We start from the raw sequence: 346 nt of genomic DNA, 5'->3' as shown, positions 1-346 counted from the left end.
ATAAGTCTACTTGAATTGAGCTTGGACGATCTGTTGCATTGTTGTCATTCCATGTTTTCGTTCCTGAAACAGATGTCTTTGCATCTTTTGTATTCGTAATGTTATAGCCATTCACTTCTGATTTGTATCCCGCTACTGGTTGCTCTTTTATGGTATACGTATAAGCATTACCATCATTATCATATGCAGGTAAATCTGCAAACGTATAGTTCCAGCTATTCACTGCTGTTACTTCTTGTGTTTTGATTGAATTTCCATTTTGCAGTAACTCTACTTGAATTGAGCTTGGACGATCTGTTGCATTGTTGTCATTCCATGTTTTCGTTCCTGAAACAGATGTCATTTT

At 36.4% G+C, this 346-nt stretch carries 1 protein-coding gene; it reads right to left on the bottom strand.

Annotated elements, in window-relative coordinates:
* A partial coding sequence (locus JDS98_RS29660; protein WP_242481003.1) for a Cna B-type domain-containing protein occupies positions 1 to 346 on the bottom strand: 346 nt, incomplete at both ends.

Source organism: Bacillus cereus group sp. N11, assembly GCF_016483605.1.
Lineage (GTDB): Bacteria > Bacillota > Bacilli > Bacillales > Bacillaceae_G > Bacillus_A > Bacillus_A toyonensis.
This window is presented reverse-complemented; position numbering and strand designations above follow the sequence as displayed.